General features: G+C 68.3%; 21 protein-coding genes and 2 pseudogenes. 11 read left to right on the top strand and 12 right to left on the bottom strand.

Annotated elements, in window-relative coordinates:
• Window positions 1-171: 171 nt before the first annotated feature.
• The 5 genes from ACFU8Q_RS21990 to ACFU8Q_RS21970 all read right to left on the bottom strand — a co-directional run bounded on the left by ACFU8Q_RS21990 (window position 172) and on the right by ACFU8Q_RS21970 (window position 4,800).
• Complete coding sequence (locus tag ACFU8Q_RS21990) at window positions 172-1,347, bottom strand: ABC transporter ATP-binding protein (protein WP_384456509.1); 1,176 nt, start codon at window positions 1,345-1,347, stop codon at window positions 172-174.
• Complete coding sequence (locus ACFU8Q_RS21985; RefSeq protein WP_384456507.1) at window positions 1,337-2,128, bottom strand: ABC transporter permease; 792 nt, start codon at window positions 2,126-2,128, stop codon at window positions 1,337-1,339. Before ACFU8Q_RS21985 ends, ACFU8Q_RS21990 begins: the two co-directional genes overlap by 11 nt.
• On the bottom strand, window positions 2,125-3,000 hold the full coding sequence (locus tag ACFU8Q_RS21980) for an ABC transporter permease (RefSeq protein WP_384456503.1): 876 nt from the start codon (window positions 2,998-3,000) through the stop codon (window positions 2,125-2,127). The genes ACFU8Q_RS21985 and ACFU8Q_RS21980 overlap by 4 nt, the downstream gene beginning before the upstream one ends.
• Before the next feature lie 3 nt (window positions 3,001-3,003).
• Window positions 3,004-4,125, bottom strand: coding sequence for an ABC transporter substrate-binding protein (locus ACFU8Q_RS21975; RefSeq protein ID WP_384456500.1), 1,122 nt, complete (start codon window positions 4,123-4,125; stop codon window positions 3,004-3,006).
• 72 nt (window positions 4,126-4,197) lie between these two features.
• Window positions 4,198-4,800 (bottom strand): helix-turn-helix domain-containing protein, encoded by a 603-nt coding sequence (locus ACFU8Q_RS21970; RefSeq protein WP_384456497.1) that lies wholly within the window; start codon window positions 4,798-4,800, stop codon window positions 4,198-4,200.
• 423 nt (window positions 4,801-5,223) lie between these two features.
• On the opposite strand from ACFU8Q_RS21970, the pseudogene ACFU8Q_RS21965 reads away from it, so the two are divergent.
• The 3 genes and pseudogenes from ACFU8Q_RS21965 to ACFU8Q_RS21955 all read left to right on the top strand — a co-directional run.
• Window positions 5,224-6,150: pseudogene (locus tag ACFU8Q_RS21965) on the top strand (Tn3 family transposase); the annotation flags it as partial.
• A 98-nt stretch (window positions 6,151-6,248) separates the two neighbouring features.
• Entirely contained in the window at window positions 6,249-7,769 is a 1,521-nt protein-coding gene (locus ACFU8Q_RS21960) for an FAD-dependent monooxygenase (RefSeq protein ID WP_384456494.1), read from the top strand.
• Between the two features lie 56 nt (window positions 7,770-7,825).
• Window positions 7,826-8,446 carry a TetR/AcrR family transcriptional regulator gene (locus tag ACFU8Q_RS21955; RefSeq protein ID WP_266753332.1) on the top strand — a complete coding sequence of 207 codons (621 nt, stop codon included), beginning with the start codon at window positions 7,826-7,828 and terminating at the stop codon, window positions 8,444-8,446.
• A gap of 19 nt (window positions 8,447-8,465) precedes the next feature.
• Here ACFU8Q_RS21955 and ACFU8Q_RS21950 read toward each other — a convergent pair.
• From ACFU8Q_RS21950 to ACFU8Q_RS21940, 3 genes and pseudogenes are all read right to left on the bottom strand, one after another.
• Window positions 8,466-9,431 (bottom strand): annotated as a pseudogene (locus tag ACFU8Q_RS21950) (site-specific integrase).
• A gap of 543 nt (window positions 9,432-9,974) precedes the next feature.
• Window positions 9,975-10,379, bottom strand: a complete 405-nt coding sequence (locus ACFU8Q_RS21945; RefSeq protein WP_384456491.1) for a VOC family protein — start codon at window positions 10,377-10,379, stop codon at window positions 9,975-9,977.
• A 10-nt stretch (window positions 10,380-10,389) separates the two neighbouring features.
• On the bottom strand, window positions 10,390-10,830 hold the full coding sequence (locus ACFU8Q_RS21940; RefSeq protein ID WP_384456488.1) for a helix-turn-helix transcriptional regulator: 441 nt from the start codon (window positions 10,828-10,830) through the stop codon (window positions 10,390-10,392).
• A gap of 194 nt (window positions 10,831-11,024) precedes the next feature.
• Here ACFU8Q_RS21940 and ACFU8Q_RS21935 point away from each other — a divergent pair, with 194 nt between their 5' ends.
• Together ACFU8Q_RS21935 and ACFU8Q_RS21930 are read left to right on the top strand one after the other, a co-directional pair.
• A complete protein-coding gene (locus ACFU8Q_RS21935) occupies window positions 11,025-11,603 on the top strand; it encodes a sugar O-acetyltransferase (protein WP_384456485.1) in 579 nt (192 codons plus the stop codon).
• Between the two features lie 10 nt (window positions 11,604-11,613).
• Complete coding sequence (locus tag ACFU8Q_RS21930) at window positions 11,614-12,210, top strand: TetR/AcrR family transcriptional regulator (RefSeq protein WP_384456482.1); 597 nt, start codon at window positions 11,614-11,616, stop codon at window positions 12,208-12,210.
• Between the two features lie 96 nt (window positions 12,211-12,306).
• On the opposite strand, the gene ACFU8Q_RS21925 is transcribed toward ACFU8Q_RS21930, so the two are convergent.
• Window positions 12,307-12,936: a TetR/AcrR family transcriptional regulator gene (locus tag ACFU8Q_RS21925; RefSeq protein ID WP_384456479.1), complete on the bottom strand. Its 630-nt coding sequence runs from the start codon at window positions 12,934-12,936 to the stop codon at window positions 12,307-12,309.
• A gap of 236 nt (window positions 12,937-13,172) precedes the next feature.
• Between ACFU8Q_RS21925 and ACFU8Q_RS21920 the strand changes: the two genes are divergently transcribed.
• The 5 genes from ACFU8Q_RS21920 to ACFU8Q_RS21900 all read left to right on the top strand — a co-directional run bounded on the left by ACFU8Q_RS21920 (window position 13,173) and on the right by ACFU8Q_RS21900 (window position 18,688).
• Window positions 13,173-13,730 carry a (2Fe-2S)-binding protein gene (locus ACFU8Q_RS21920; RefSeq protein WP_384456512.1) on the top strand — a complete coding sequence of 186 codons (558 nt, stop codon included), beginning with the start codon at window positions 13,173-13,175 and terminating at the stop codon, window positions 13,728-13,730.
• Window positions 13,727-14,719 (top strand): FAD binding domain-containing protein, encoded by a 993-nt coding sequence (locus tag ACFU8Q_RS21915; protein WP_384456476.1) that lies wholly within the window; start codon window positions 13,727-13,729, stop codon window positions 14,717-14,719. The genes ACFU8Q_RS21920 and ACFU8Q_RS21915 overlap by 4 nt, the downstream gene beginning before the upstream one ends.
• The gene (locus ACFU8Q_RS21910; protein ID WP_384456473.1) at window positions 14,716-16,863 is read left to right on the top strand and encodes a xanthine dehydrogenase family protein molybdopterin-binding subunit; all 2,148 of its coding nucleotides are present in this window, start codon (window positions 14,716-14,718) and stop codon (window positions 16,861-16,863) included. The genes ACFU8Q_RS21915 and ACFU8Q_RS21910 overlap by 4 nt, the downstream gene beginning before the upstream one ends.
• 534 nt (window positions 16,864-17,397) lie before the next feature.
• Window positions 17,398-18,048 (top strand): N-acetylmuramoyl-L-alanine amidase, encoded by a 651-nt coding sequence (locus ACFU8Q_RS21905; RefSeq protein ID WP_384456470.1) that lies wholly within the window; start codon window positions 17,398-17,400, stop codon window positions 18,046-18,048.
• A gap of 433 nt (window positions 18,049-18,481) precedes the next feature.
• Complete coding sequence (locus ACFU8Q_RS21900) at window positions 18,482-18,688, top strand: DUF5988 family protein (RefSeq protein WP_384456467.1); 207 nt, start codon at window positions 18,482-18,484, stop codon at window positions 18,686-18,688.
• A 479-nt stretch (window positions 18,689-19,167) separates the two neighbouring features.
• Here ACFU8Q_RS21900 and ACFU8Q_RS21895 read toward each other — a convergent pair whose 3' ends face one another.
• The 3 genes from ACFU8Q_RS21895 to ACFU8Q_RS21885 form a co-directional block, all read right to left on the bottom strand.
• A complete protein-coding gene (locus tag ACFU8Q_RS21895; protein ID WP_384456465.1) occupies window positions 19,168-19,737 on the bottom strand; it encodes a hypothetical protein in 570 nt (189 codons plus the stop codon).
• 794 nt (window positions 19,738-20,531) lie between these two features.
• The gene (locus ACFU8Q_RS21890; protein WP_384456462.1) at window positions 20,532-20,756 is read right to left on the bottom strand and encodes a hypothetical protein; all 225 of its coding nucleotides are present in this window, start codon (window positions 20,754-20,756) and stop codon (window positions 20,532-20,534) included.
• 16 nt (window positions 20,757-20,772) lie between these two features.
• Complete coding sequence (locus tag ACFU8Q_RS21885; protein WP_384456459.1) at window positions 20,773-21,324, bottom strand: GH25 family lysozyme; 552 nt, start codon at window positions 21,322-21,324, stop codon at window positions 20,773-20,775.
• A 155-nt stretch (window positions 21,325-21,479) separates the two neighbouring features.
• Here ACFU8Q_RS21885 and ACFU8Q_RS21880 point away from each other — a divergent pair, with 155 nt between their 5' ends.
• A complete protein-coding gene (locus tag ACFU8Q_RS21880) occupies window positions 21,480-22,175 on the top strand; it encodes an NADPH-dependent F420 reductase (RefSeq protein WP_384456455.1) in 696 nt (231 codons plus the stop codon).
• Window positions 22,176-22,280: the final 105 nt, after the last annotated feature.

Raw genomic sequence — 22,280 nt, 5'->3', positions numbered from 1 at the left:
GCTTGAGGTAGTACGCGGTCCACAGTGCGGTGTAGCCGCCGCCGACGAGCGCGACGTCCACGTCCAGGTCGCCGGGGAGTGCCGGGCGGCGGGTGGGAATGCCGCCCTCCCGGAACCAGAAGGAGACGTCGCCGTTGACGAAGGTGGGGCTGGTGGCGGGTGTTGCGGTGCTCATCGGCCGCTCTCCTGTGCGACGCCGGCGGGGGTCCGGCCGGCGGGGGTGGGTGTAGGGGTGGTGCCGGGCGTGTCACCGAGCAGGACGCCCCGCTCGACGTCCCAGACCACGGTGACCTCGTCGCCCTGGCGGACATCGGACAGCCGGTCTGCCTGTTCGCGGGCGAGCAGTACGGTGCCGTCGGGCAGCGCGAGTTCGAGCTTGCGGCCGGAGCCCAGGTAGATCTCCTGGGTCACCCGGGCCGGCAGGGCGTTGGCCCCGGGGGCTACCGGTGCTCCGGCGGGCTGCACCCGCAGGTGCTCGGGCCGGACGACGACAGCGGCGGCGGCGGTGCCATCGGCGGTCCGGCCGGGTGCGCGTACGGTGCGGTCGCCGACCCGCAGGCACGAGTCGTCGCCGTCCGGCTCGGTCCTCCCCCGCACGGTGGAGGACTCGCCGAGGAACTCTGCGACGAACAGGCTGCGGGGCTTCTCGTACAGTTCGCTCGCGGTGCCGACCTGCTGGATGCCCCCGTCGTCGAAGACGGCGATACGGTCCGAGAGGACCAGCGCTTCTTCCTGGTCGTGGGTGACGAAGACGAAGGTGGAGCCGATCTCTCGGTGCACCCGCTTGATCTCCAGCTGGAGCGATTCGCGCAGCTTCTTGTCCAGCGCGCCGAGCGGCTCGTCCATCAGCAGCACGCTGGGCTCGTACACGACGGCCCGGGCCAAGGCGACCCGTTGCTGCTGTCCGCCGGACAGTTCGCTGGGCCTGCGGTGGCCGTAGCCACCGAGCCGTACGGTATCCAGGGCCGCCTCGACCAGCTGGGTGCGGCGGGCCTTGGGGACCTTGCGCTGCTTCAGTGGGAACGCGACGTTCTGAGCCACCGTCATGTGCGGGAAGAGCGCGTAGTGCTGGAAGACCATGCCGATGTCACGCCGGTGCGGCGGCAGGTCCTGCATCTGGACACCGCCGATGGTCAGCGTGCCCGAGGTGGCGGCGGTGAACCCGGCGATGATGTTGAGGGTGGTGGTCTTGCCCGAGCCGCTGGGGCCCAGCAGGGTCATGAACTCGCCCGGTTCGATGACCAGGGAGACGTCGTCGACGGCGACGGAGTCCGCGTACTCCTTGCGCACCTGCGCCAGTTCGATACGGGCTCCGCGCGCCTTGATGAGGTTGGTCTCAGCGGACACGGTTCCTCCTGGAGGTGGCGAAGGTGGCGGCCAGTACGAGCACCGTGGTGAAGGCGATGATCAGGGTGGCGGCCGCGGCGATGGTGGGATCGGTGTCCCGGGTCACGCTGGCGAACATCATCACCGGCAGGGTCTGCAGGTAGGGGCTCTGGATGAACAGTGAGACCACCACCTCGTCGAAGCTGGTGACGAAGGCGAAAAGGGCGCCGGAGACCACTCCGGGCGCGATCTGAGGCAACGTCACCTGACGGATCGCGCCCCATCGGCTCGCGCCGCAGATCAGTGCGGCGTCCTCGAGCCGCCGGTCGAAGCCGCGCAGACTCGCCGTCACCGGAATGATCACGAACGGCAGCGCGAGCACGGTGTGGGCCGTGACGAAGCCGAACAGCGTGCCCAGCAGGCCGTACTGGAGGAACAGCGCGTACACGCCGATGGCCACGACCACGGTGGGCACGATCATCGGGGCGAGCAGCAGCCCGTAGGACGACTTCGCCCAGCGCGAGCCGGACCGGGTGAGCGCGATCGCGGCGGCGGTGCCCAGCACGGTGGCAACCACCGCGACGAGGGCGCCCACCTGCAGCGAGGAAAGCAGCGCGTCGGTCCACCGGGGGTCGGTGAAGAAGTTGGTGTACCAGCGGCCGGACCAGCCGGTCGGCGGGAACACCAGGGACGCCTTGTCGGTGAAGCTGAGCGGGATCACCACGAGCGTCGGTGCGATGAGCCAGAAGCCCACCAGCACGCTGAACGCCCAGAGCGCGATCCGCCCGGGGCCGGTCCTCATCGGACACCTCCACGGGTACGGGTGAGCCGCAGGACGACGCCGACCAGCCCCAACAGGACCAGCGTGACCGCCAGCAGCACCACGCCCATCGCTCCGCCCCGGCCCCACGCGAGCAGCCCGTTGACCTGAGTGAAGATCTGCTGCGAGATCAGCGCCTGGTCGGGCGAGCCCAGCAGGGCGGGCGTCACGTAGAAGCCGAGCGAGGTGATGAACACGGTCAGCGCGCCGGCACCTACGCCGGGCAGCGACAGGGGAACGAACACCCGCAGGAATGCGGTGGCGGGGCGCGCCCCCATGCCCTGCGCGGCGTCCAGCAGCCGCCGGTCGATACCGCTCATCACCGCGTACAGGGGCAGCACCATGAACGGCATCAGCACCTGCGTCATGCCGATCACCACCCCGGTGGGGGTACGGATCAGCTGCAGCGGACCCATCCCCACGGTGCCGAGCAACTGGTTGACGACACCGCTGTCCTGCAGCAGCACCACCCACGCGAAAGTGCGCACCATCAGGCTCGTCCAGAACGGCAGCAGTACGAGCAGGGTGAGCCAGACCCGCGCACGGGCACTGACCACGGTCATCAGGTAGGCGTACGGATAGGAGAGCACCAGGGTCACCAGGGTGACGACGGCGCCGACGGCCAGCGTACGGACCAGGGTCGCGAGGGCGACGTCGCTGGTGAAGAACCAGGAGTAGTTGCCCGCACCGGGGGCCGGGTCGGTGACGCTGCGCCAGGCCATCAGGCCCAGCGGTACGAGGAACAGCACAGCCAGCAACAGCAGCGCCGGCAGCAGCAGCCATCCCCACCGGTCACCGGCGCCCTTGGGGCGTCGGCCGGCGGCCGGGGCGGCGATCTCGATCAGGGCGGTCATGGGTCAGCGCGCCAGCCAGTCGGACCACTTCTGGATGATCTGTTCCTGGTTCTGCGCCCACCAGGCGTTGTCCAGCTTGAGGGCCTTTGCCTGCCGCTCCGGCGTGGAGGTCAGGTACTCGGAGGCAGCGGCGTCGATCTTCGGCTCGGCCTCGGAGTTGATCGGCGAGTAGGAGGTCAGCTCGGTCAGCCTGGCCTGCTGGCCGGCGCCCAGGTAGTAGTTGATCAGGGCCATGGACGCCTTGGGGTTCTTGGCGTTCTTGGGCACGGCGAGGGAGTCGGAGACCGGCATGAACTGGTTCCACTGCGGGGCGAACTTCGCACCGTTCTTCACGGCCGAGTACGCACGGCCGGTCCACACCATCGCCATCGACACCTCGCCCGACTCCAGCAGTTGCTGGGATCGCGCTCCGGTGTCCCAGAAGACCAGGGAGGAGCGGACGCCGGTGAGCTTCTTCAGACCGCGGTCGACGTCGAGGGGGAAGAGCTTGTCGGGGGCGACCCCGTCCGCGATGAGTGCCGCCTCCAGCGGGCCGGGGGCCGCGTCGGACGCCACGCCGGGTATGGCGCGCTTGCCGGGGAACTTGGCGGTGTCGAAGAAGTCCGCCCAGTCCTTGGGCGGGTTGGCGCCGAACTTGGACTTGTCGTACATCAGCACCATGCCGTAGGTCATGGCCGGCACCGAGCACTTGCCCACCATGTCCTTGGGCAGCTTCGAGGTGTCGACGATGGTGGTGTCGAGCGGCATGAGGAGCTTCCCGCACTGCCGTTCGGCCCAGATGGCGTCGGTGTCCACCACGTCCCATGTGACGTTGCCCGAGTCGACCTGTGCCTTGAGCTTGGTGTAGTCGGTAGGGCCGTCCGAGAGCATCTTCGCACCGGATTCGGTGGCGAACGGCTTGACCGCGGAGGTCTCCTGGCCGTCCTGGTAGATGCCGCCGTAGGAGGCGAACGTGAGGGTGACGCCGTCGAGGGCGCCCTTCTTCACGGTGCCCGCGGCGGCCGGGCCGGGGCCGAGATCGATGTCACGGGCGGCGGGGGCACCGCCGGAGCAGGCGGTGAGGGCCAGCAGCAATGCGCCGCAGGCTGCTACTTTTCCGATGGTTCGTCCGGTCTTTTCGGGCATGGTCGTGCTCCAGAGCGAGGGATGAAGACGGGGAGGTGGAGAGAAGAGGGGAGAGAAAGGAGAGAGCGGGGGTCAGTCCGGTGTCGGCGGGCTGATGATCCAGAGAATCTCGGCGGGCGTCTCACCGTCGTTGACGACCCGGTGCGGGGTGGAGGACAGGTACTCGATGCTGTCGCCGGGATCCAGCAGGTGGGGGTGACCGTCCAGTTCGATCCGGACGCTGCCGCTGACCACCAGGAGGATCTCCTGCGAGTCCCCGTGGGTGTAGGCGTCGTCGCCGGTGGAGGCTCCCGGTTCGAACTCGCCCGCGTACACCTCCAGATGGCCGAGCGGCCGCTGGGAGATCAGGAACTTCCGGCTCCCCGGGGCGGTCTGCAGCTTCGGCCGGTCGGCGCGCCGTACGACTCGCGGTCCTGTGGGACCGCTCTGGTCGAAAAGGTCGGCCACGGTGAGGCCGAGCGCCGCCGCGATGCGCCGCAGCATTCCGATGGAGGCGTTGGCCTGCCCGCGCTCCAACTGACTGAGGAAGCCCGGGCTCGCCTGGGCAGCTGCCCCCAGGGCGCGCAGCGACATGCGCCGCTTCATGCGGTACTCCCGGATGCGGGCCCCCAGCGCCTCGTCGGCAAGCGCGCCGGAGCCGTCCTCGGAGGGGTGGGGAAGTGGTGACTCCGCCATGAGTAAACACCTGATGTGATGTCAGCAAACACTTTGTTCGCTGGTGTGGCACGAAACGTATGCCGCGGTGATCTGGCGCACAAGGGCCGCGGACGGCCTTGATCAGAACGTAACCGGAGCACGTCCGCCGGAGCGCCGTGAAGGAGTCACGAGTGGTTCCGACGACAGCGCCGACCAAACTCGGGACGGGCGGGGGTGGCACGCGCACCCGGCGTCGAGGTGGTCGGGTTCCTCGGTCCTGCCGACGGGTCGTCGAGACGGACATGCCGCTGCTGCAGGGGCATCGTGCCTGCGGTGCGTCGAAACCGTCCGGAGGTAGGTGTCGGGTGGCGTCATGTCGGTAAGGACGGCTGTTGGTGAGGGGCAATTGCCCCTCGGGGTGTCGTGGCGGGGTGCGACAATCCGTCCGTGTCCTAGGAGCGGATGCGGTTCGTGGTGCCGGTGCCGAGTGTGTACGCCAGGCCAAACCCGAAGTACTTCGGGCGCCGGGGAGGCGCAACCTGGCTGAACATGATCAACGACCAGGCGGCGGGCCTGGAAGGGAAGGTGGTGGCCGGCACCCCGCGCGACTCGCTGTACGTGCTGGACGTCCTCTACGACCGCGACGGCGGCAAACGCCCCGAGGTGATCGTCACGGATACCGCGAGCTACAGCGACATCGTGTTCGGCCTGCTCACCCTCGCCGGGTTCGCCTATGCGCCACAGCTGGCGGACCTGCCGGACCAGAAGATGTGGCGCATCGACCGCACCGTCGACCACGGCGCCTTCACCGACGCCGCCCGCGGCCGGATCGACCTGGCCCGCATCGAGCGGCACTGGGAGGACATCCTGCGGATCATCGGCTCCATCCACACCGGAGCCGTCCGGGCCTACGACGTGATCCGGATGCTGTCACGCGACGGGCGCCCCACTACGCCGGGGGACGCCATCGCGCACTACGGGCGGATCGCCAAGACCCTGCACATCCTGCGCCTGGCCGACGAGCCCGGATACCGCCGCCATATCAAGGTGCAGGCCAAGCTCCAGGAGGGCCGCGACGCGCTCGCGCGGAAGATCTTCCACGGCAAGGCCGGGCAGCTCTACCAGCGTTACCAGGACGGCATGGAGGACCAGATCGGGGCGCTGGGCCTGGTCCTCAACGCTCTCGTCCTGTTCAACACCCGGTACATGGACGCCGCCGTCGCCCAGCTCCGCGCCGACGGGTTCGACGTATCGGACGAGGACGTGGCCCGCCTCTCGCCGTTCGTGCGGCACCACATCAACATGCTGGGCCGGTACTCCTTCCAGCTCCCCGACCTGCCCGGTGGCCTGCGTCCGCTACGCGACCGGGAAGCCACCAAGGAGGAGTGACCGCAGCGGCCTGTTGTCATCACGACGACGGTCTTGACCTCGACCCCAACTGAAGTTAGTTTCTAACTATAGTTAGTGGCTAACATTTGGAGTTCGAGATGTCGGATACGACTGTCGTGGTGGCCGGGGCGGGCCCGACCGGGCTCGCCCTGGCCTGCGGGTTACGGGCGGGCGGGGTGCCGGTCCGAGTGGTGGACAAGGCGGAGGGGCCCTCGGCGACTTCCAGAGCGCTCGGGTTGCAGCCGCGGGGCTCGGAAGTCCTCGACCGCCTCGGTGCCTTGGTGGACTTGCCGCAACGGTCGGTGCATATCGGGCAGGTGATCACCCATGTCAATGGCGAGCCCATGGCGCGGCTGAAGGTCGGTCAGCGCACCAAGCTGGTGACCAGACCCGGCCTGATCATTTCCCAGGCCGAGGTGGAAGCCCGGCTCCGGCGCCGGCTCAGCGATTTGGGTGTCGAAGTGGAATGGGGGCGCGAAGTACTTGCTGCCGACCAAAACAGCCAGGGCGTGACGGTTCGGTTTGCCGACGGGCAGGTGCGCGCCGACTGGCTGGTGGGATGCGACGGCGCGCACAGCCGGGTGCGTAAAGCGGCAGGCATCGGATTCCCCGGGGTTGCTGTCATCGAGCGCTTTCTGCTTGCGGATGTGCGAGCAGATCTGCCTCTGCCCCGCGACGCGGTCTCGGTGTGGTTGCGCGGGGACCAGATGGTTGGAGCCTTTCCGCTGCCCGGCACCGACGTGTGGCGCCTGATGGCCCCTGCACCTGCGGGTACCGCAGAGGATCTTGAGCCCGACGGGTTGCTGGCCGCGCTCGCCGGAGTGCTTCAGGATCATGCACGTCTTCCGGCCGCGGTGGCACGCGAGGCACTGTGGACCTCCACGTTCCGTATCCACCGTCGGCTGGCGTCCAGCTACCGACGCGGCCGGATCCTGCTGTGCGGGGACGCGGCGCACATCCACAGCCCGTTCGGCGGGCAGGGCATGAACACCGGCCTGGGCGACGCCGAGAACCTGGCCTGGAAGCTCGCTCTTGTCGCCACCGGCCGGGCCGGGACTGCGTTGCTGGATACGTATCAGGCCGAGCGCCGGCCCATCGCGCAGGAGGTACTGAAGTCCACCAGCGCCATGACCCGCATGATCGTCGGCGAGACGCCACTCGCTCGGGCGGTGCGCGACCGTATTTTTGTCCCGCTGATGAACCGGCCGTTGGTGCAGCGGCTGATCTGGGAGAAGTCCTCCCAGCTGAAGGTCACCTACCGCAACGGCCCGCTGGCACCCCGCTCCCTCCCCAACTGGTCCACCCGCGGCCCGCACGCCGGCGACCGGGTGCCCGACCTCGAATGCGTCCGGGACGACGGCAGCCCGACGCGTCTGCACGCGGAACTGCGATCACACTGGGCACTCCTCCTACCCACCACAAGCGAGCACCCCTGCGCAGCCATCGCCCGCCGACACCTCGGCGAAACTGGCACAGTGACCGTGCTGACTCCCGCTGACCCTCGTAGTCAGCAGATCATGCTGGTGCGGCCCGACGCTCACCTGGCCTGGCGCGGCACATCCCCGGCCGCGCTGAGCCAGTGGCTGACACGCACGCTCGGCCACGACCACACCCGGTGACCACGCCAAGCGCCCTTGCCCGCCACCATGAACCAGCAAAAGAAGGAAATACGGCCATGAACTCGCCCCCGACCGCGCCAACGGGCCTGCGTGAACGCAAGAAAGCCCAGACCCGCCGCACCATCCAGGAACAGGCACTGCGGCTCTTCCTCAGCCAGGGATACGAGAACACCACCGTCGAAGAGATCGCGACCGCCGCCGGGGTCTCCCACATGACCTTCTTCCGTCACTTCCCCACCAAGGAAGCCGTCGTCGAAAGCGACGACTACGACCCGATGATCGTCCGTCTTATTGAACAACGCCCCAAGGAGGAAGACCCGCTCACCGCCCTGCACCAGGCTCTGGCCCACGGCCTGGCTACCGTCTATGCCACCGACAAGGAAGCACTCCTGGTCCGTACCCGCCTCGTCCTCAAGACACCGGCGCTACGCGCCCGCGTCTGGGAGAACCAGTACGCCACCGAGGAGTTGTTCGCCGAGGCCCTCGCGGCCCGTCTCCAGAAAGAAGCCACGCTGAGCACCCGCGTTCTCGCCGCGGCCTCGCTGGCCGCCCTCACCACGGCGCTCACCTGCTGGGTGGAAAGCGACGGCGCCGAAGACCTGCCTTCGCTGGTGGACCAGGCATTCCTCACCCTGCGCGGGGCAGGCGCCATCTCCGGAGACCAGATGGTGAAGTGAAGCCGTCGGCCACCGGCGCTCAGCTCCTGCTGCCGCCGGGTGCGAGCAGGCTGGCGATCTCGACGATGGACTCCGGCGAGGGCTTGAAGTAGCGACGGAGGTTTTCCGGCTTCTTGTGCCGGGACTTGGCCATCAGCATCAGCAGCGACGCGCCCTGCTCGCCGAGGGGTCAACGCGGAATGCCGGTACTCGTGCAGGTCCCAGCCCGTCCCGGGCCTGTGCACGGCAGTGTGCTCGTCAAGCAGCGCGCGGGCCTGCCCGTACGACAGGCAGGCCAGCCCGGTGTCCGGACACACGTCGCGGGGGTTGACGACCTTGCCCGGCCCCGGGCGGCGGTGGGTGGCGGCGGGTGACGAACACGGGCCCGCGGGTGCGGCCCTTGAGTAGCCGGGGCAGCAGCCGGGCGGTACCAGCGTCCCAGTAGACGGTCTCCAGCACGTACTCCTCGCGCACCTGGCCCCGGCGGCGGGACTTCGACTTCGCGCCCTTGGCCTTGACCGGGCAGCGGCGGCCGGCGAAGTCCAGGTCTTCGACGTTAACGCCGAGAATCTCCTCCGCCGAGCATCCGCCACAGGGTCTTCTCCCGCGGGTGCGCCTCGCGCCGCGCGATCAGCCGGTCGATCGCCATCTTCGAGCGGGCCGGGGTCTGGGAGTCCGGCACCGCCAGCCGCTTCGCCCAGGCCGGGTCGGCGGGGCCGCCGTAGCCGCGCTCACGGCACCAGCCGAGCCAGGACAGCACCGCTGCCCGGCGCGCGTTCCAGGTGTTCACCGCCGCGGTGCCCCAGAGCAGTTCGAGGGCCTCACCGATCTCGTCGTCCGCGACCGACGCCAGCGGCCGAGCCTCGCCGAACCGTTTGGCGGTCTTGCCCACCCCGATCCCGTAGTTCCGGATCGTGTTCGGGTTGCCGAGAGAGTCGAGGAATACGTCGGCCGCCGTCCGGACGGTCAACGCCTTCCCGGTCGACAGCTGCACGACGGTGGGCACCACTTCCCCCTTGCCGTAGGAGATCGGGCTGCCCCTGCCGAGTACCGCTCGTTCTTGGGAGCCGCGGGCGGGGGGAAGCCCGACTGCTCGGCCCGCCTCCCGGCCTGTGAAGCGAAACCGCTACAGGGCTTCGACAACCTCTGTCAGTTGGGCCGTGACGACGTCGGTGAGTACGCCTGGGGCACTCTCCTGGGCGAGTACCGGCGCAGTCGCGATGGTCGGCTCGCCGAAAACATCTCCCTGACCGGCCTATTGCCCATCGACCTCAATCGCGTGCGTGCAGCGGCTGCTCCTGGCCGGCGAAGACGGTACGGACCGGTTGGGATCTACCCATAGGCCGGGCATCCGGCACGGCCAGGTGTTGCGCGGCCTGGTCGCTCCCCGCGGTCCCGGCGGTTGCTTGCACCGCCGGGACTGCGGTTTCCTCGTCCGTCATCGTCTTCGTTGTCACCCGTTGCCACGCATCCGGAGCCTGAGGACGAAGCACTCGGTCAAGAAACCTTCGGCCCGCCGCGACGCGCGAGAGAGGAGGCGCGGCCGAAGCTAGTGCCCCTGCGAGATGCGCACCATGTTGCCCGACGGATCACGGAACGCGCAGTCACGCGGGCCCCAGGGCTGGTCCACAGGCTCCTGCAGCACCTCGGCGCCCGATGCCCGCACCTTCTCGAAGGCCGCGTTGAGATCGTCGGTGCGGAAGATGATCTGCGGCAGGACGCCCTTGGTGAGCAGTTCCTGCAACGCGTCGCCATCGGCCTGGGAGCGGCCGGCGTGCGGTTCCGAGAGCACGATCTCGACGTCCGGCTGGGCCGCGCTGCCGAGGGTGACCCAGCGGAATCCGCCAGAGGCGACATCGTTGCGCACCTGGAGGCCAAGCGCGTCACGGTAGAAGGCGAGCGACTCGTCCATATCGTTGACAGTGATGTGACAGTACTGGAGTGCGATGTTCATACGGCCCACGCTAGGCGGCGGTGTCGCGGGCCGCTTCTCGAATCCTGCTCGATGTGTCTCTGGTCGGCCGGGTGCGCACCTTCGCCACGCACGCGGGCATCGCCGTCACGGCATGGTGCTCTCCGATGCGGTACGCGCTCGGCGGCTCCCCCAGAAGCTCGGTGAATCGCGAGCTGAACGAGCCGAGCGAGGTACAGCCGACCGCCACGCACGCGTCGGTCACGCTCATTCCCGCGCGCAGCAGCGCCATCGCCCGCTCGATGCGGCGGGTCATGAGGTAGTTGTACGGCGTCTCCCCGTAGGCGGCCCGGAACTGCCGCGAGAAGTGCGCCGGCGACATGAGGGCGTGGCGAGCCATCGTAGGAACGTCGAGCGGGCGCGCGTACTCGCGGTCGATCAGATCCCGGGCCCGGCGCAGGTGCGCGAGGTTGGCGAGGTCTTGCGGGGTCATGCAAGGAAAGTACACCCGCTCCGCGAGCAACCCGCTGACCTGCACCGACATGCTGAGCACCGGCTTCAGGCACTGGCCGCTCACGAGGGCCCTGTCATGAATCCCGGAAACGGATGTTCGCTCAGTGGCGCCTACCGCCCGACGTTCGGCTTCCGAGCGTACGAACGTACACTGCGGTGTGTACGATCGTCCCTATGAAGGACCACTTCGACGGGGACCCCCGTACCAACCGCGAGCGCATGCTCGCCGGAGACCTCTATGTCGACGACGACCCGGAGAACACGCGCGCACAGCAGCGCGCGCTGCGCCTGGCAACCGAGTATCAGGCCGCGTATCTGCAAGACCCGGATGACGCACAAGCGTTGCTCGCGGAACTCCTCGGCAGTCTCGGTGCGGGTGTACACGTCAGGCCGCCCCTGTTCGTCGACTACGGCAGCTACATCAGCGTCGGCGAGGGAACCTTCATCAATTACAGCCTCACCGCACTCGACGTCGCTCCGATCAGGATCGGCAAGGACTGTCAGATCGGTCCGAACGTGCAGCTGCTGACCCCTACCCATCCCATCGAGCCGCAGCCACGGCGTGACAAGCTGGAGGCTGCTCAGCCGATCACCATCGGCGACAATGTCTGGCTCGGCGGCGGCGTGATCGTCCTGCCCGGAGTCACCATCGGGGACAACACTGTCATCGGTGCCGGGGCCGTCGTCACCAAGGACATCCCGCCGAACGTCATTGCCGTGGGCAACCCGGCGCGAGTGGTCCGCTCGATCTAGGAGGAAAAGGGTGGCCACCGGACGCATCGATCCAGAACGGCGCGAGCGCATCATCGACGCGGCGCTCGACCTCATCGCCGACGAAGGCGTCGCCGGCGTCTCCCACCGCAAGGTCGCTGCCCGCGCAGGCGTCCCGCTCGGCTCGATGACGTATCACTTCCAGAACATGGACGAGCTGCTGCGCGAGGCATTCACCCGCTTCGCCGCGACCATCGTCGATGTCTTCGAGCAGCGTCTGGGCGCCGCCGCCACCCCCGACGAGGCACGCGAAGCGGTCGTCGATCTCGTCCACCATCTCTCCGGCGGCGACCAGCGCCAGCTCGTCCTCACGCATGAGCTGTACACGCTGGCTGCCCGGCAACCCGCCTACCGTGAGCTCACCAGGGAGTGGATGCGCCGGAGCCGCCTGATTCTCGAGCAGCATTTCGCCCCCGCCACCGCCCGCCAGCTCGACGCCCTCATCGAGGGCCTCTCGATCCACCGCGCTCTGGACACCGAGCCGCACGACCGTGCCCTCACCGTCGAGGCCATCGCCCGGATCACTGCCGCGGAACCCACAGCGGTACGAGGGTCAGCCGACCGTACCGACGGCGGCCGATCCACATGAGACCGCCCGGCCGGCGCCCACCTGACATGGCGTCGGCCGGGCACCTCCTCGCCCACGAAGCCGACCGAAGCGCACCACACGCCCGCCACCCGGACGTCAGCCGGTCCGCCCGGAATCCGTGCGCTCGGACTCGTCCGCCGCCGATCTTCCCGCTCCCGACGCCCCGGCCCGCAGCCCGTCCATGACGAGGTCCAGCAGCCGTGTCGCTCGCGGCTGCCAGTCGCCGTGCGGGTCGATCTGCCAGAGCCCGGCAATGGCGAGCACGAAATCGTCGGGGGCCAGTCCCGGGCGGATGGTGCCGGCCTCCTCGTTGGCGTTCAGCAGGAGCGTGACCGCTCGGGTCACCGGCCCGTGGCCCAGCTGGGCCAGGCTGCCGTACGAGCTGGTGGCCTTGCGCAGTGCGTCGGCCAGGCCTGCCTTGGCCATGGCGTACTGGGCCAGGCGGTCCATCCACTCCCTCAGAGCCTGGTCGGGTGCGCGGGTCCGGAGCAGTTGGGCAGCGCTATCGGCGACTTGCTGCATCTCGTAGCGGTAGACCTCCAGGACCAGCGCCTCGCGGTTGGGGAAGTTTCGGTAGAACGTGCCCTGCCCGACGCCGGCCTTCTTCGCGATCACGCTCAGCGGGACGTCCGCCGCCCCCGTCAGCTCGGCCAGCGCGACTTCCAGGATTCGCTCGCGATTCCGTTGCGCGTCCGGGCGCAGAGCCGTGCGCTTGTCTTCCCGCACTCGTCCTCCTTCCGGAATCGCGGCCAAGTCCGACCTTGCTGGGCGGCCGGCTGTCCGCTAGGTTCGACGTTTGGCGGACAGTTGTCCGCTTACGCTTACCGTAGCGGCAATTCCGGCCAGTATGGCCGACCGGCGGTCCTCGTCACTGGTTCATTCACCATCGCCCTCTCCCTCCCGGCCGCTTCGCCGGGATCGTCTTGTTCGACGCGCATCCGCAATGCGAAAGAAGGCTGATCATGGCCCCATCGTCGTCCAGTGCCATCACTCTGAACATCAATGGCGAGAAGTACACGTTGTCCGTCGACCATCGCACCACGCTGCTCGACGCCCTGCGCGAGCATCTCGATCTGACCGGTACCAAGAAGGGCTGCGACCAGGGTCAGTGCGGCGCCTGTACGGTGCTGCTCGACGGGCGCCGGGCCGTTTCGTGTCTGCAGCTCGCGGTCGCGGCCCAGGGACGCGCGATCACCACCATCGAAGGTGTGGCCGATGGTGAGCGGCTGCATCCGGTGCAGCAGGCCTTCCTCGACCTCGATGGCTATCAGTGCGGCTACTGCACACCGGGACAGATCTGTTCGGCGCTCGCGGTGATCGAGGAACACGCGGCGGGCTGGCCGAGCGCCGCGACCGACGATGTCCGGCCCGAAGCAGGGGTGCCCGCGCTCACCGCCGAGGAGATCCGCGAGCGGATGAGCGGCAACCTGTGCCGCTGCGGCGCGTATGTATCGATCGTGCAGGCGGTCGCGCGGGCGGCGGGGACAGCCGGGACAGAAGGCAAGGAGGCGGCGGCATGAGGGAATTCGATTACGAGCGCGTCTTCGACGTCTCCACGGCTGTCGCCCTGCTCGCCGACCGCCCCGGTGCCCGCTTCCTCGGCGGCGGCACCAACCTGGTCGACCTGATGAAGGCCGGCCTGGAAAAGCCCGAGCTGCTCATCGACGTACGCGAACTCCCTCTCGACGGCATCGAGTTCACTCACGAGGGCGGGCTTCGCATAGGCGCGGCCGTCACCAACAGCGACCTCGCGGCCCACCCCGATGTGCGGCGTCACTACCCGGCGCTGGCGCAGGCCGTCCTGGCCGGCGCCTCGGGACAGCTGCGCAACATGGCCACGGTCGGCGGGAATCTACTCCAGCGGACCCGTTGCGGCTACTTCACCGACATCAGCAAACCGTGCAACAAGCGTGCCCCCGGTAGCGGTTGCCCCGCCCTCACGGGCGAGCACCGCAACCACGCGATCCTCGGCGCCTCCGGGCACTGCATCGCCACCCATCCGTCGGACATGGCAGTCGCGCTCGCCGCCTTCGATGCCACCATCTCCTACGAATCGGCGCAGGGGCCGGGCGAGTTGCCGATCTCAGCGTTCTATCTGCCCGTGGGCGACACCCCGCACATCGAGACCCCGCTCCCGCCGGGCGCGCTGATCACCGGCGTCACGCTGCCGTCGGCCCCGGTTGCCGCCCGCTCCCGGTACCGGAAGGTGCGCGAGCGCGCCTCGTACGCGTTTGCCATCGGCTCGATCGCCGCCGCGCTCGACGTCCAGGACGATGTCGTACGCGAAGTGCGCCTCGCGTTCGGTGCGGTCGCGTCCCGCCCGTGGCGGGCCCGTGCGGCCGAACGGGTGCTGACCGGCGGCCCGGTGAGCGCGGAGGCATTCGCCGCCGCGGCGGATGCCGAACTGGCGGCCGCAGAGGCGCTTGCCGAGAACGGATACAAGGTGACGCTGATGCGCAATCTCGTCGTGGCCGTGCTGACCGAACTCACCGAGGAGGTCACCCGATGACCACGACGCCCGCAATCGCAGCGGTGACGGGATCCGTAGGAACCGCCCATACCCGCGTGGAGGGCCGCGACAAGGTCACCGGGGCTGCCCGCTACGCCGGAGAGATCCCCTTCGTCGAACTCGCCCACGGCTGGCTGGTGTTGTCGACCGTGGCCCGTGGCGGCATCCGTTCGGTGGAGGACGCCCCCGTCCTGGCCATGCCCGGCGTCCTCACCGTTCTGCACCACGGGAACGCACCGCGCGTCGACACCGACTACGTGGGCATGATGGGGCGGCCGAACCCGGTCCTCGGGATCTTCCAGCACGACCGCGTGCCCTTCGCGGGCTGGCCGGTGGCGCTGGTCGTGGCCGAGACGTCCGAGCAGGCCAGGGAGGCCGCCGAGGCACTGGTGGTCCGGTACGACGAGGAGCCGCACGACGTCGCGTTCTCCGCCGGGCATCCCGGTGCGTACACGCCGGAGAACAACCCGATGGTCCGGGCCGAGACGGAGAAGGGAAACCTGGAGGCCCAACTCGGCGCCTCCGCAGTCGTCGTGGACGAGGAGTACACCACACCGGAGGAGCACCACAACCCGATGGAGCCGCATGCTGCGACGGCTCGCTGGGACGGCGGCCGGCTCGACGTCCTCGACTCCAACCAGGGCAGCACCTGGGTGGCGAGCGAGCTCGCGCAGCTCTTCTCCCTCGATCCGGCCTCCGTACGGGTGCGGTCCGAACACGTCGGCGGCGGTTTCGGATCCAAGGGTCTGAGCCCCCACCAGGTGGCCGCCGTCATGGCTACGACCGTCCTCCACCGCCCGGTTCGCGTCGTACTGACTCGCCGTCAGATGTTTTCCCTCGTCGGATTCCGCAGCCCCACGGCGCAGCGGATCAGGCTCGGCGCCGACGCCGACGGCCGGCTGCGCGCCTTCGACCACCGGGCCCACAGCCTTACGTCGACCGTGCATGAATTCATCGAGTCGAGCGCCGTACTGGGCCGCGTGATGTACGACGCCGACGCGCATCACACCCTTCACCGACTGGTACGGCTCGACGTACCGACTCCGGCCTGGATGCGCGCACCGGGCGAGGCACCGGGATCCTTCGCCCTCGAATCCGCCCTCGACGAATTGGCCGAGAAGTGCGCCATGGACCCGATCGCGCTGCGCGCACGCAATGAACCGGGGACGGGTCCCGTGTCCGGGCTGCCGTTCAGCAGCCGAAACGTGCTCGCCTGTTTCGAGGAGGGCGCCCGCAGGTTCGGCTGGGCGCACCGGGACCCTCGTCCGGGTGTGCGCCGTGAGGGACGCTGGTTGCTCGGGACCGGAACGGCGGCGGCCACCTACCCCTCGGGAGTCGCCCCGTCCACGGCGGCCGTGACCGCGGAGCCGGACCGGACCTTCACCGTACGGATCAACGCTGCGGACATCGGGACCGGGGCACGGACGGCGATGACCCTGGTCGCCGCGGACGCGCTGAAGGTGGATCCAGGCCGTATCCATGTACGGATCGCGGACAGCGACCTCGGCCCCGCGATGTTCGCCGGCGGCTCGATGGGCACCCGCTCCTGGGCGTGGGCGGTGACAGCCGCGGCGGACGAGTTGCGGGAGCGATTGGCAGCCCGGGGAGGCGTCATTCCGCCGGAGGGAATCACCGCCCGATCCGACACGACCGAGGCCGTCGGCGCCCTCGTGAAGAAGGAACGGCACTCCTTCGGAGCACAGTTCGCCGAAGTCGCGGTGGATACCACAACCGGCGAGGTACGCGTACGCCGACTGCTCGGCATCTACGCCGCGGGCACCATCGTCAACCCGCTCACCGCCCGTAGCCAGCTCATCGGCGGGATGACCTGGGGACTGTCCATGGCCCTCCACGAGGAGGCGATCAGGGACCGGACAGGCGGCGGCCACATCGGCGCCGACCTCGCCGGGTATCACGTCGCCACGCACGCCGACGTGCCGCTCATCGAGGCGGACTGGGTCGACGACCCCGACCCGGACGACCCGGTCGGGATCAAGGGCATCGGCGAGATCGGCATCGTGGGTGTCGCCGCCGCCATCGCCAACGCGGTGTGGCACGCTACGGGAACGCGCCACCGGGACCTGCCCATCCGCCCGGACCGGGTCCTGCGCGCGGCGGACGAAACCCGGCGCCGGACGGCGTAGGCAGCCCGGAGTGCTTGGCATCGGAATCCGAACTGCCGGCTCGAAGGGGGCCGGACCATCGCCGTCTCGACGGTCGCGGCAATACCGTAGGGATCCAGCCGTCTCGGTCAGTGCCGCCTCCACGGCCTATCGACGGCCTGGTACCAGCACATCGTCGTGCCTCTTTCAGCAGGCGGCAGGAGTGCCGGCACGCTCGCCTGACCGCAGTAACCCGGCGCGCGCGGCGAACCTCCCGCCGCAAAGCTGTGGGCATACGCGCTCCGGCCCTCCTGCCGGCGAAAGACGAAGAAGGTTTTCCCTGTGCGTTTGTTCCGAACATCGCTGTGGGTCACGGCCCCCGTGGCGGTGTCTCTCCTCGCGGCGCCGTCCGGGTTGACGAAGGCCGGTGCTGTCGGCCAGACGATGCCGCGAAGGCCGCCATCCGTGTGGCCGGTCGGATCGGTTTCCGAACCGATTGCTGATTCCGCACGTCCGTTCCCGGCCCTGGGTGCCACCTCGGTGGCACTTCCCCGTGGAGCACCGCGGCCCGCCATCATGTCGCGTACGCAGTGGCATGCCGACGAATCCAAGCGTGACGCCCATGCCCACTACGCGGAAAAGGTGACGGCGGTCTTCATTCATCACACCGACACCCCCAACGGCTACGACTGTGCCAACGTCCCGCGTACCTTGCGCAACCTGTATACGGGCCAGACCCGTGACCGCAGTTGGGGAGACCTTGGCTACAACTTCCTCGTCGACACCTGCGGCAACATCTACGAGGGCCGTGCCGGCGGTCCCGACCGCCCCGTCATCGGTTCCCACACCCTCGGCTTCAACCAAGGCACCACAGGGATCGCAGCGATTGGCACCTTCGGCCGGGGCACCTCCGTACCGCCGGCCATGGAACACTCGATCGCGGCCCTCGCCGCCTGGAAGCTCGGCCTGAGCGGAATCGACGCGACCAGCAAGGTGCGGCTCACATCGACGAACGACAAGAGCCGCTACGCCAAAGGCACTTCGGCTCAATTCGATGCCATTTCCGGTCACCGCGACGGATTTGCCACCAGCTGCCCCGGGGAAGCACTCCTCGCACGGCTCCCCGCCATCCGGAAGCTCGCTGCCGGCATCCAGAACCGATCCCCAGGAACACCCCTCGGCACGCGCCTTCCCCCCGGCCTCCAGAACCTCCGCGACGCCCGGTGACTTCCGGGTAGTCATTGCGTCCGTCGGCCATCATTCGACTGGGCTTCCCACAAGCTGACCGGAACCCTCTTTCATGCTCGATATCAGTGAGTTCTGCTGTCACCCCGGCGTGAGACAGGTCCGGAGACCGAGCTCCGGAAGGAGTGCGGTCCGGGTAGGGTCGGAAGAGTGATCGTCGACGCCACCGGCATCCCCCTTCCCGCGTCGTGGAAACCATCATGGCGAGGTTTCAGGCGGGCTGAGCGCCCCACTGCCATGGCCCGCACCGTGCAGAGTGCCGCGCATCCGGCGTGGGCTGACCGGGTCTGGATCCTGGTGTGATCGCACGCTGTTTCCGAGGACCATGTTGTCGGAATGCCGACAGGACACACAGCGGCCAGACCTTCGGCGCGTCATGGAAGAGCCGGGCCACCCTCCCGGGGAGACTTTCATCATGACCAACACAACGAAGGCAATCCTTGAGGGCGGCCCCGACGATCTCCCCGAGCGGATCGTTTCCGTCGACACACCTGGAGTCGACCTCAAGATCCCGTTCCGGGGCGGATACGAGCACTTCAAGAGCACCACACGCCGCCAGGAAACGCCGGCAGGCCCATTGCCCGTCTACGAATGGTGGGAACGTACGGAAATCCCGGGTTGAGCACCGGCCGTAGTAGGAAACCGGATGCTCGGTCCCGGGCAAGGAAGTGCCCCATCTGCCGCCGAATCAGGTGTGATGTGACGAGAGGGCCCCGGATCGGGCGCCGTGTTCCAGGGGCTTCGGACCGGGCCTGACGCCCCATTGGCGGATCGCACGCGCCCGGGTCACCAACAGCAGAACACCACTGCTGCTCTGCACGGGCACGACCACCGGGCCATGCCGATCCCCTGTGCCGGAACCAACGCATGTCGTGGGACAGAGTGGTGTGGGGACCTTCCAGTCACAAGGTGTCGCGCGATGATTGCAAGTAGCCAAAGCCCAGCGTTCCGGCGGCACGAACCGCCTGAACTCCGTAGGCGTTGTCTTCAACCGCCGGGTGCTGTCCCGGGTCCACGCCCATGGAGTGGGCAGCGTGAAAGGACACGGAACCCCGGCCCGATTCCGGCGGGCCGGGGTTCCACGTCAGCCAAGTGACTCGGTCAGTAGTCTCGATCACCCTTGCCGCGGCCTTCGTCGAAGCGGTGGATCACACGGAAGCTGCCCACCACTCCGTTCTTGACCTTCACGCCGCCCTTGACGCGCCCGGGGTGAACCCCGTCGCTGGAGCTCCACGGTCCGACGGTGGCGATGGGGGCGCCGTTGTCGCAGGTGGCGCCGCGGAAGACCTCGACGGTCCGGCGGCTGTCGTTGCGAATGTTGAGGCTCTTGGCACCGAGGCCGCTGACCACAACCATGCAGCCGCCCGGCTCGGCGGAGTAGGTCCGCTCGTTGATGTGGATGCGGCCCTCTTCGTGGTGGCGGCGGCCCTCTTCGTGGCCACGACCCTCGCCGTAGCCCCCGCCTTCGTTGCCCCTGCCTTCGTTGCCCTTGCCTTCGTTGCCATTGCCGGATTCGCCTTCGAGGGCCGTGACGGGGGCGGGGGCCTGCTGGATGACCGGGGCGGCCTGGGCCGGCTCGTTGGTGGCGGCCGACGCGTAGGTGATGCCGGTTGCGGCCAGGGCCGCAGCGGCCGCGGCAGCGGCGGTAATAACGGTGGAACGGGTAGCCATGTCACTTCTCCTGTCTCAGAGGGGGCGGCTGAGCAGCCGACCCGTAATTGAACGTACTAACGGCCCCCATACCTGTCATATCGGATGCCTTGGGTGTAGGTGTCGGAATATCGATCGAGGTACGCGATGTACTCCATATGCTATTTCCATATAATCCGAGAGCAAGTGAACTAGCCCCTGGAATTGGGGACTTGAGATTCCGTTAGCCTGTCCAGGCGACTTGCTGAAACCTGCTCACCCTGATGATGGCGTGTCGTTCATTGACACGACCCACACAGCAGTCCCACGCCACCACCCCGAACACCCGTCGGCCACACCCCGCCCCCGTTCCGGCTGCTCGGACGGACTGTGCCCGTCACCGCAGACCTCAATCGGTCAGTCGATCGGGTCATGGCTATGCAGGGTGGCAGGCAGACCAGAAGGGTCGTCACCGACACCAGGCGTTGCAGTACTGGCTATGCATGCGGTCCGGGACGTGCAGACGGGGCCTGCCCGACGAGGCCCCACAGTGCGGTGCCGCGCTCGCGCCACGCGATGGAGCTGCCCAGCCGGACCCTGTGTACATGCACCCGCTGTTGCGCATGCCTCCTCGGGCCTGTTGCCCGCCGTACCCCCGCCGATGCAGCCTCTGCCTCGCAGCGCCCGCTGGGGTGCGGACGCAGTTCACCGGCACCGCGGGACGGATCGAGAACAGCCGGATCGGAGTGTTCCTCACCTGCATCGCCGCACTCGCGAGCGGTGGCTGACCGACCGTCCGTACCGCCCGCCTGGGCACGCCTGACGCAACGAGGCTGTCAGAAGCTACCCCGGAACTCCGTCGAACCATCAGGAGTGTGGTCACCGAGGATGACGGAGAATGCGATCAGCACGATGCAGGGAAAGACGATGATGTCGACCCACATCCATATCCTCTCGCCGACCGCCCAGGCCCAGACGATCGAGGCGGCATAGGCCGACACCATCACCAGGCAGAACACCAGTACGGCCGTATCCCATGCCCCCCCGATCGTCGGCCTCACGGCCCTGTGCGTGCGGCTATCCGCGGGCCCAGTCGCGCATGGCGGTCCGCGAGGAGAAAGCGGCGACGTCTTTGTCGAGCGGCTGGTCCGTGTACTGATGGATGCGCCAGGACGTGTTGATCTGGGGCTTCCCCGCGGTTACGTAGTCGGCTATCCACAGGCCGTCCCCCGCATACGACGTGGTGTCGTAGTGCAACCAGAAATAGCGGTTGCAGTACAGCAGAACCTTGTGATCGGGCCTCAGGCTCTTGAGCTCACGGATGAAGCGGTCCTTTTCGGCGTTGCTCGCCCGGGTGCCTTCGCCGTTCTCCTCCCAGTCCACGGCGAGCAGATCGCCCGCCTTCTCCGGAGCCTTGCTCACGAAGTACTCCGCCTGGGCCGTGATGTTGCCCGGCCAGAGAAAGTGGTAGAAGCCAACCACGCATGCCGCGTCCCTGGCACGTTTGGCCTGCGAGGTCAGATGCGGATTGACGTATGAACGGCCTTCGGTGGCCTTGATGAGGACGAAGTCCAGTCCGTCCGTTTCGAAGGACGGCTGATACGCGCTGACGTCGATGCCATGGAGCATGAGCACCGCCTCCAAATGAGCTGGGTGATTCCGGTTCTCTCACTGTTCGTGCCCGCAGTCGCTCCTTCCCATCCGTCCGGTGACGGACCGAATCCTTTTTGTCACTTCCCGGAATAGGGAACCGCAGCGGGTAGTTGGTGATGCGGCGAGTCCACATGACATACCGCAGGCACCATCGGAAGGTCGGATCCATGAAGATCGGCATCGTCGGAGCGGGCAACATCGGCGGCAACCTCACCCGGCGTCTCACCGCACTGGGGCATGATGTCTCCGTCGCCAACTCGCGCGGACCACAGACGCTCACCGAGCTCGCCGAGGAGACCGGAGCCACCCCGGTCACGGCGGCCGAGGCCGCTCGGGGAGCCCGGGTCGTGGTCGTCACCGTCCCCCTCAAGGCGGTCTCACACCTGCCCTCGGGATTCCTCGACGAGGCCGCGGAGGGGGTCGTGGTCATCGATACGGGCAATTACTACCCGCAGCAGCGCGACGGCCGCATCGCCGCGATCGAGGACGGCCTGCCGGAGAGCCGGTGGACCGAGCAACAGATCGGCCACCCCGTGATCAAGGCGTTCAATGGGACGTACGCGCAGGACATCCTCGACAACGGCCGCCCCAAGGGCAGTCCCGGCCGTCAGGCTCTGCCGGTGGCCGGGGACGATGCGGCGGCCAAGGAGGTCGTGCGCGAGCTCATCGACGAGTTGGGCTTCGACAGCGTGGACGCGGGTGGCCTCGACGAGTCCTGGCGGCAACAGCCCGGCACGCCCGTCTACGGTCACCAGGGAGACGCTGAGGCCGTTACCAAGGCACTCGCCGAAGCTTCCCCGGAGCGCACGGCGCAGTGGCGCGCCTGACGGGCCGGGGCGAAGGCGATCGACGGGTTCGCCCTCGTCGCGGTGGGCGTCGCACGTAGGACCGGACCTTCACGGTTGGCGATCCGAACGTGCCCCTGTCCGCAC

The organism is Streptomyces sp. NPDC057543, from assembly GCF_042801895.1.
Lineage (GTDB): Bacteria > Actinomycetota > Actinomycetes > Streptomycetales > Streptomycetaceae > Streptomyces.
This window is presented reverse-complemented; position numbering and strand designations above follow the sequence as displayed.